The 7,611-nt window shown below is 70.1% G+C and carries 7 protein-coding genes; 1 reads left to right on the top strand and 6 read right to left on the bottom strand.

Annotated features, from left to right (window positions below):
• The 3 genes from tatB to D7W82_RS37170 all read right to left on the bottom strand — a co-directional run.
• Nucleotides 1-244 (bottom strand): Sec-independent protein translocase protein TatB (tatB, locus tag D7W82_RS37180; RefSeq protein ID WP_120622815.1); only part of this gene is annotated, 244 nt, incomplete at its 3' end.
• Between the two features lie 165 nt (nt 245-409).
• Nucleotides 410-1,711: an MFS transporter gene (locus D7W82_RS37175; RefSeq protein ID WP_120622816.1), complete on the bottom strand. Its 1,302-nt coding sequence runs from the start codon at nt 1,709-1,711 to the stop codon at nt 410-412.
• A 30-nt stretch (nt 1,712-1,741) separates the two neighbouring features.
• Nucleotides 1,742-3,802 carry a methyl-accepting chemotaxis protein gene (locus tag D7W82_RS37170; RefSeq protein WP_120622814.1) on the bottom strand — a complete coding sequence of 687 codons (2,061 nt, stop codon included), beginning with the start codon at nt 3,800-3,802 and terminating at the stop codon, nt 1,742-1,744.
• A gap of 91 nt (nt 3,803-3,893) precedes the next feature.
• On the opposite strand from D7W82_RS37170, the gene D7W82_RS37165 reads away from it, so the two are divergent.
• The gene (locus D7W82_RS37165; RefSeq protein ID WP_120622813.1) at nt 3,894-4,940 is read left to right on the top strand and encodes a histone deacetylase; all 1,047 of its coding nucleotides are present in this window, start codon (nt 3,894-3,896) and stop codon (nt 4,938-4,940) included.
• Nucleotides 4,941-4,976: 36 nt separating this feature from the next.
• On the opposite strand, the gene D7W82_RS37160 is transcribed toward D7W82_RS37165, so the two are convergent.
• The 3 genes from D7W82_RS37160 to D7W82_RS37150 all read right to left on the bottom strand — a co-directional run.
• Nucleotides 4,977-5,600, bottom strand: a complete 624-nt coding sequence (locus D7W82_RS37160) for a hypothetical protein (protein WP_120622812.1) — start codon at nt 5,598-5,600, stop codon at nt 4,977-4,979.
• Between the two features lie 60 nt (nt 5,601-5,660).
• On the bottom strand, nt 5,661-6,314 hold the full coding sequence (locus D7W82_RS37155; protein ID WP_120622811.1) for a glutathione S-transferase family protein: 654 nt from the start codon (nt 6,312-6,314) through the stop codon (nt 5,661-5,663).
• A 130-nt stretch (nt 6,315-6,444) separates the two neighbouring features.
• Nucleotides 6,445-7,611, bottom strand: a 1,167-nt coding sequence (locus D7W82_RS37150) for a porin (protein WP_147439744.1), incomplete at its 5' end; no start/stop codon positions are given.

The following is a 7,611-nucleotide window of genomic DNA, read 5'->3' as shown; positions in this document are numbered from 1 at the left end:
GGGCGAGCTCCGGCGGCGGGGACGGCACGCGCGTGCCCGGGCGCGTCGGGGGCATGCGGTTGAAGTCCTCGTCCATGGCGTAGAACTCGCGCTCCACCACGTTGCGCACGTCGTCCGTCTGCCGGCGGAACTCGCGCATGAACTTGCCGATGGCCCGCGCCAGCTCAGGCAGCCGCTGGGGGCCGAGCACGATCAGCGCGGCCACCAGGATGAACACCATTTCGCCTGCGCCGATGTTGAACATGGGTGGTCGTCATCCCCCTTGGAGGGGACGTCCCGGGGTTATCGCGCCCACAGGCGGCCCGCGCAACCGTCAGCGACCGTCCAGCGTCCGTCTGGCCTCGTGTCCGGGAGGCGGGCGGCCGGGCTCCCGCCCCACCCCCATGCTCCCCTGGGGCACATTGCCCCATCAGCCGTGAGAGTGGGCCTCCGGTGACAGCGGCGCGGCCAGCCCCTGCGCCGGGGGGACCGCCAGGGCCCGGGCCTGCTCTCGCGAGCGCACCCGCCCCTCCACCACCCGCAACATGACGGGCACCCCCACCGCCAGCCCGATGGACACCCAGGCGATGGTGTCCATGCCGCCGAGCGTCCCGTCCGGCAGGTCCACCAGCAGGCGCGCCGACAGGAAGGCCCCCAGCGCGGAGGCCATGTGCTGGGTGGCGGACTGCAGCGACATGAAGCGGGCGCGCACCGGGTTGTCCGGCACGCGCGAGGTGAGCGTGTTGTACGCCACGTTGCGCACACCCATGGCCAGCATGAAGGCCATGAACAGCAAGGGGATGGGCAGCCACGCGGGGTAGTGGATGAAGCCCACGTACGTGGTGAGGGCCGCCAGCACCACGCCCACCGTGCCGATGCGGAAGGAGCCGAAGCGGTCCACCAGCGGCCCCGTCAGCCGCAGCGTGAAGAAGCTCACGACGCCGCCCGCGGCGTAGAGGATCCACAGGTTCTCGCGCGGGTAGCCCAGGTTCTGCTGGAGGTAGGCGGAGATGTTGGGGATGACGATGAAGCCGCTCATCATCACCAGCGCCGTCATCAGGTAGGACAGCTGGACGTCGGAGTTGCCCAGCAGCTCCGCCACGCCCGGGGCCCGGGCCGCGCCGCCGCCGGGCTTGAGGTGCCCGCGCACGGGCGGCAAAAGCCAGAGCGCGGCCAGCACCAGCACCAGCCCCAGCGCCGCCACCACGAAGAAGGGCGTCCGCCAGGTGCCCAGCTCCGCGACCTTCAAGGCCAGGGGCACGCCCAGCACGGAGGCCACGGAGAAGGACGCCATCACCGCGCCCAGCGCCCGGCCCCGGCGCTCCACCGGGATGAGGTCCGCGATGATGGACAGGGACAGCGCCGTCGCCGGCCCGCCGAAGAGCCCCGCGCACACCCGAGCCAGCAGCAGCGTGGACAGCCCCACCGCGAATCCCCCCGCCGCGGTGGCCGCGACGAGCCCCAGCATGCACACGGCCAGCGCCTTGCGCCGGTCGAAGCGGTCCAGGAAGTAGCCGCCCAGCAGCCCCGCCACGCTCGCGGCGGCGGTGTAGCTGCCGCCAATGGTCCCGATGTGCGAGGACTCGATGCCGAGCCCCTTCGCGAAGTCCGGGCCCAGCGGCATCACCATCACGAAGTCGAGGATGTTGACGAACTGCACCGCGCCGATGAGCAGCACCACGGCGCGCTCGGACACAGGACGGGAGGTGGCGGACTCGGACGACTCGGGCATGAAGTCCTTCAACGGGGAGCGGCGGGTGCTTCAGACGCGGAAGCGGCGCACCTCGGCGCGGAGGATTTCGGCCTGGCGCGTGAGGTTGTCGATGGCCTCCTCCAGCTGACGCACCGAGCGCGTCTGGTGCTCGGACACGCCCTTGATGGTCTCCACGGCCTTGAGCACCTGCTCGCTGCCCTTGGTCTGCTCCTTCTGGGCGCGGTTCAGGTGGGTGACCATCTCGTTGATGCTCTCGATGGAGCGGGTGATCTGCTTGCTGCCGTGCGCCTGCTCCTGGCTGGAGCGCTGCACGTGCTGCGTGAGCGTCTTCATCCGCTCCGCGCTCTTCATGATCTGCTCACCGCCCCGGGCCTGCTCGTTGGAGGCCTGGGAGATCATCGACACGGTGGCGGAGATGCGGTGGATGGCGGCCGTCACCTGCTTGCTGCCGCGCGCCTGCTCCACGGTGGCGCGGGCAATGGCCTTCACCATCTGCGTGGACTTCTGGGTGCTGTCGTTGATCTTCCGCAGGGCGCCCTCCGCCTCGCGGCCCAGCTGCACGCCCTCCTCCACGCTCTTGACGCCCTGGTTCATCACCACGACGGCGTTGCGGCTCTCCTCCTGCACGCCGCGGATGAGCTCGGCGATCTCCTTGGTGGACGCGCCGGTGCGCTCGGCCAGGTCCTTGATCTCCTCCGCCACCACGGCGAAGCCCTTGCCGTGCTCACCCGCCTGCGCGGCGATGATGGCGGCGTTCAAGGCCAGCAGGTTCGTCTGCTCCGCCACGTCGTCGATGACGTTGAGGATGTTGCCAATCTCGCTGATGCGCCGGCCCAGGCTGTCGATGACGCCCGCGGCGGTGCGGCTGGTGTCCTTGATGCGGTCGATGCCGGAGAGCGTCTTGCGCAGGGCCTCCACGCCCGTCTGCGCGTCCTCGAAGACCTGCTCGGACAGGCGGGCCGTCTCGTTGGCGTTGGCGTCGACCTGACCGATGGCGGCGTCCATCTCACTGATGGCGGAGGAGGTGTCCTCCGTGGACGCGGAGAGGTCCTCGATGTTCTTGGCCACCTCCTTGATGGAGTACGTCATCTGCTCGATGGCGCTGGTGGTCTCCTCCACGCTGGCGGCCATGGCCTGGACGTTCTCCGCCACCTCGTCGTTGGTGGCGGCCATCTCCATGATGGAGGAGCTGCTCTCCTCCGCGCTCTGGTAGAGGACCTCCACGTTCTCCGCGATGCCGCGCAAGGAGGCCATCATCTCCACCATGGAGGAGGACGTCTCCTCCACGCGCGACTGCACGGTGCCCGCGCCGGAGGACACGGTGGTGCCGGTGCGGTGGATCTGCTCGATGACGCCGGCCACCACGTCGGACACGCCGCGCACGCGGCCCAGCGTGTCGCGCCAGGACTGGGCCATGCGGTTGAGCGCCTCCGCCAGCTGGCCCAGCTCGTCCTTGTTGTTGCGCACCTCCGCGCGGCCGGTGAGGTCGGCCTCCGCCAGCTTGCTCGCCATGGACATCATCGCGTCCAGCGGGTGGAGGATGAACGCGCGCGAGATGAGGAACGCCACCAGGAGGAAGAGCACCAGGCCCACGAGGAAGGCCAGCATCACCGTGTGGCGCAGGGCCGTGAGCACACCTTCCAGCCGGGCCGCGTCCACCACCACGACGACCTCGCCGGGCACACCGCCCGCGAGCGTCACCGGCCGGGTCACCGCCCAGTTGTCGTCCTCGAACTCCATCTGATCCAGCGGCGGGAGCGGGCGCTGCTGCAAACGCTTCTCCAGGTCCCGGGTGAACCAGGAGGGCGCTGTCGCCGGGAGGGTGGCGCGGGGTACGCCCTGGGCATCCAGGACCGCGATGACGCTGAAGTCGTCGTCGCGCGGGAGGTCGCCCAGGTTGGGGACCGGCTGGGTGCCCGCCTGCCGCTGGACCAGCGCCGACACCTCCTCGGCCTTGGTCTGGGCGTGCAGGGCCATGCGCTCCCTCAGGTGGTTGCCCACCTGGCGGGGAACGACGAAGTAGAGCGTCCCCAGGATGACGGCCAGCGCGAGGCCGAACGAACCCAGGAGGATGCCCCGGAGACCGGGTTTCTTGAGGCGACGTGGCAAGGCCCGCGCACTGTAGGGAGGGTGGCCTGCCCAGGGCAAGGAACGGACTTCCCCGCCTGCCAGGGACGGACGCTGGGTTCCGGGGAGCAGGATGCGTAAGGTCCAGGGGATGACCGCGACGCTGCTGCTCACCGACCCGCTCTTCCTCCAGCACGACGCCAGCGAGGGCCACCCCGAGTCGCCCGCCCGCTTGCGGCGCATCCTCCAGATGCTGGCGCGAAACCCCATCGCGGGCACGGTGATGACCCATCCCCGCTCCGCCACGGACGCGGAGCTCCTGGCGGTGCACACCCCGGCGCACCTGGACGCGATGGAGAAGCTGGGCGGCCGCTTCGAGCGCATCGACGAGGACACGGCGGTGTCGCCGGACAGCATCGACGCGGCGAGGCTGGCGGCGGGCGCGGCGGTGCAGGCCGTGGAGGCGGTGATGGCGGGGACGGCGAAGAACGCGTTCGCGCTGGTGCGTCCGCCCGGCCACCACGCGGAGCCGGACCGGGCCATGGGCTTCTGCCTCTACAACAACGTGGCCATCGCGGCGGAGGCCGGGCGGCGGCTGGGCGCCGAGCGCGTGCTGGTGCTGGACTGGGACGTGCACCACGGCAACGGCACGCAGGCGGCCTTCTGGGGGCGCAGGGACGTGCTCTACCAGTCGGTGCACCAGTTCCCCTACTACCCGGGCAGCGGCGCGGCGCCGGAGGTGGGGCGCGGAGAGGGCCAGGGCTACACGGTCAACTGCGGCCTGCCGGGCGGCAACACGGACGCGGACTACGGGATGATCTTCGAGGAGCTGCTGCTCCCCGTGGCCCAGGCGTACCGGCCGGACCTGATGCTGGTGTCCGCGGGGTTCGACCCGCACCGCGCGGATCCGATTGGCGGCATGGACGTCACCGAGCGCGGCTTCGCGGCGATGTGCACCGCCGTGCGCAAGCTGGCGGAGGAGGTCTCCGGCGGGAAGCTGGCGCTGGTGCTGGAGGGTGGCTATTCGCTGGAAGGGCTGTCGAACTCCGTGCACGCCTGCATCGAAGTGCTGGCGGGGCGCGATGACAGCTTCGCGCCCGGCACCATCAACGCGGACGCGCGGGAGGCGCTGGCCACGAGCCGCGAGGCGCTCAAGCCGTTCTGGGCCAGCGTGCGCTGAAGACCGCTGGCGCAGGGAATGCGCGACGCGGCGACTTCACCCGCCCGACTGGCGGCCTTCAATCGCGCACAGGAGCACCGCCGCGGCGATGCCCAGGCGCCGGTCCAACCGGCGCTGCGTGTCCACGGAGAAGTCCAGGTCGATCTTCTGGATGAACGGGTTGAAGTGCTGCTTGAAGCTGAACACCTGCTCGCTGCCCAGGGTCCCGGTGAAGGTCTGGGGAATCAGGTTGGTGAGGAAGCGCCGCACGAGCGCCAGCAGCATGCTGTCCTCCTCCACCTTGCCCACCTCCTGCCCGTCCGCGTCCAGGATGAGCCAGGTGTCTCGCAGGATGGAGCTCAGGCCCTTGCGGCGCAGCGCGCCCACGCGCTCTCCCGTCACCGCGTCGGTGACGTCGTAGGTGGCGCCGAAGTCCAGGATGCTGCGGGCCTGGATGGTGATGAGCTCCTCCTGCATGTCCTCGCCGCTGTAGACGCGCAGGTCCTCCTTCAGCTTGAAGGCCTTCATCTTCGAGTAGAAGGCGACGTTGCCCGCCTCGTCGTAGATGTGGAAAGCGCCGCCGAAGATCTTGAAGAACTTCCGGCGGAGCATGAAGCGGGTCTGGCCGAAGCGCCCGGAGGCAAGCTCACTCCGGGGACGGGTCTGGAGGGCGGAGGACATGACTCCCTCCCTAGCGCGAAGCGGCGCGCGAGGCCAGGGACCTCCTGGATGTCCGGCGCGTCAGGCTTCGCGCCGCTCGTGCTGCTGGAAGGCCTCCATCTGAGCGGCCAGCGCGCGCTGGAACGCGGGCCGCGCCTCGCACCGTTCCTTGTAGGCCTTGAGCGTGGGATGCGCGTCGAGCACCTCCGTGTGCCGAAGGATGCGCAGCACCGTGGCCATCATCAGGTCGCCCGCGGTGAAGCGGTCCTCCAGGTACTCGCGGTTCCCCAGCCACGTGGCCAGCTCACCCAGGCGGTGGTGGGTCTGCTTCTCCACGTCGGGCCGGTGGAGCTTCGCCCACTGCGCCTCCGGCGTGAACAGGTCGATCTCCGCGAGCTGCTGGACGTGGATCTCCAGCGAGTTCAGCGCCGCGAACACCCACGTGAGCGCGCGCGCCCGGCCCGCCTCGTCCTTGGGGAAGAGCGCTTCGCTCTTCAACGCGAGGTGGACCACGATGGCGCCCGACTCGAAGAGCGTCAGGCCGTCCTCCTGGAACACCGGCACCTGCCCGAACGGCTGCTGCGCGCGGTAGTCCGCGGCCTTCTGGATCTGGGGGTCGATGAGCCGCGCCTCGTACGGCAGGCCCGCCTCCTCCAGCGCCCACCTCACCCGGAGGTCACGAACCAGGCCCCGCGCGAACGGCGGCACCCACTTGAATGCACTGACGGTGATCATGCGCGGCAGCCTCGCGCCCCTGTGGCAGGCATGACCAGCGTCATCCGTGGCGCATGTCGCCGGAGTGACGGGCTTGGAGCGATGGCGACTCGCGGGCGGCCATACGTGCCCGGGGCGGACGGGGCCGCGGTCAGAACGCCAGGTTGAGTTGGAGCGTCACCAGGTTGGACGAGCCCGGTTCGCGGGCCAACTGCACCGCTCCCTGCTGCGCGGGGTTCGGAGCATCCTGATGCGCGAACTCGTAGCGCAGCTTGAAGGCCAGGAACGGCGCGTCCACGAACCACGCGAGCTGCCCCTCCACGATGTAGAGCGTGTCGTCGTCCAGGTCGAGGCTCGCGTTCAGCCAGGACAGCCGCACCCCCGCGTCCAGCACCTTCTTGTAGAAGACCCAGTCCGCCTGCCCCCACGCCCCCACGCTGGTGTAGTTCGGCCCCGCGGGGTCTTCCGGCTGGGTGCGCTCCAGCCAGCCCTCCGCGTAGAAGGTGAAGCGCTGGGCCTGGAGCATGAAGTCCACGCCGCCGGTGGCGAACTTGCGCAGGCCCTCGTCGGTGACGTCGAACCCGCCCGTCTCCACGTTGAAGTTCTCGTCGCGCCGCTCCACCTTGCCGCCCGCGCCCTGCACCGTGAAGGACACGCGGAAGGGCGAGCCCTTGTCATCCGACATGATGTACGGCAGCTCGCCGTAGCCCATGGGGCCCATGGGGCTCACCGTGAGCCTCACGTTGGACACCCACCGGCCGGGGTCGGACGTGATGGAGCGCAGGGGCGAGCCGCCGAAGATGCCCGCGTAGTACTCCAGCGTCTTCGTTTTCCCCATCAACGTGATGCCCTTGTCGCGGCCGGTCCAGAAGTAGTTCGCCACCGCGGCGAACTCCGGAAAGAGGATCTGCTGCGGCCCCAGGGACTCGTGCCGGCTGATGGGCGTGTAGAACTGCCCGGCCCTCACCCCCAGGGCCTTCCAGGGCTGCAGGTCCACGAACGAGTCCAGCAGGTACGGCGCCCCCGGCGACGCCAGCTCCAGCGACGTCCAGAAGGAGATCCACGGCCGGAACATGTTGCCGTAGAGGCGCGGACGCAGGAACGGGAACGCCGTGCGGGCCTTGGACTGGCCGTCGTCCCACACGGGCTCCAGCTTGTAGCCGCTCTGGAGGCCCACCCCCAGCTTGTAGTTCCCGTCCTCCGACGTGACGGCGAAGCCCTTGTCCTTGGGGGGCGTCTCCACCTTCGGAGGCCCCCCGCCGTCCTTCGCCGGCTCCCCGGCCTCCGCACCCAGCGCCGCGAGCACGCCCAGAATCCC

Source organism: Corallococcus sp. CA049B (genome assembly GCF_003611685.1).
Taxonomy (GTDB): domain Bacteria; phylum Myxococcota; class Myxococcia; order Myxococcales; family Myxococcaceae; genus Corallococcus; species Corallococcus coralloides.
This window is presented reverse-complemented; position numbering and strand designations above follow the sequence as displayed.

What these genes read in the sequence shown, in the direction of transcription:
- D7W82_RS37175 (WP_120622816.1), bottom strand. Translation starts at nt 1,711, where the DNA reads ATGCCCGAGTCGTCCGAGTCCGCCACCTCCCGTCCTGTGTCCGAGCGC.
- D7W82_RS37165 (WP_120622813.1), top strand. Translation starts at nt 3,894, where the DNA reads ATGCGTAAGGTCCAGGGGATGACCGCGACGCTGCTGCTCACCGACCCG.
- D7W82_RS37160 (WP_120622812.1), bottom strand. Translation starts at nt 5,600, where the DNA reads ATGTCCTCCGCCCTCCAGACCCGTCCCCGGAGTGAGCTTGCCTCCGGG.
- D7W82_RS37155 (WP_120622811.1), bottom strand. Translation starts at nt 6,314, where the DNA reads ATGATCACCGTCAGTGCATTCAAGTGGGTGCCGCCGTTCGCGCGGGGC.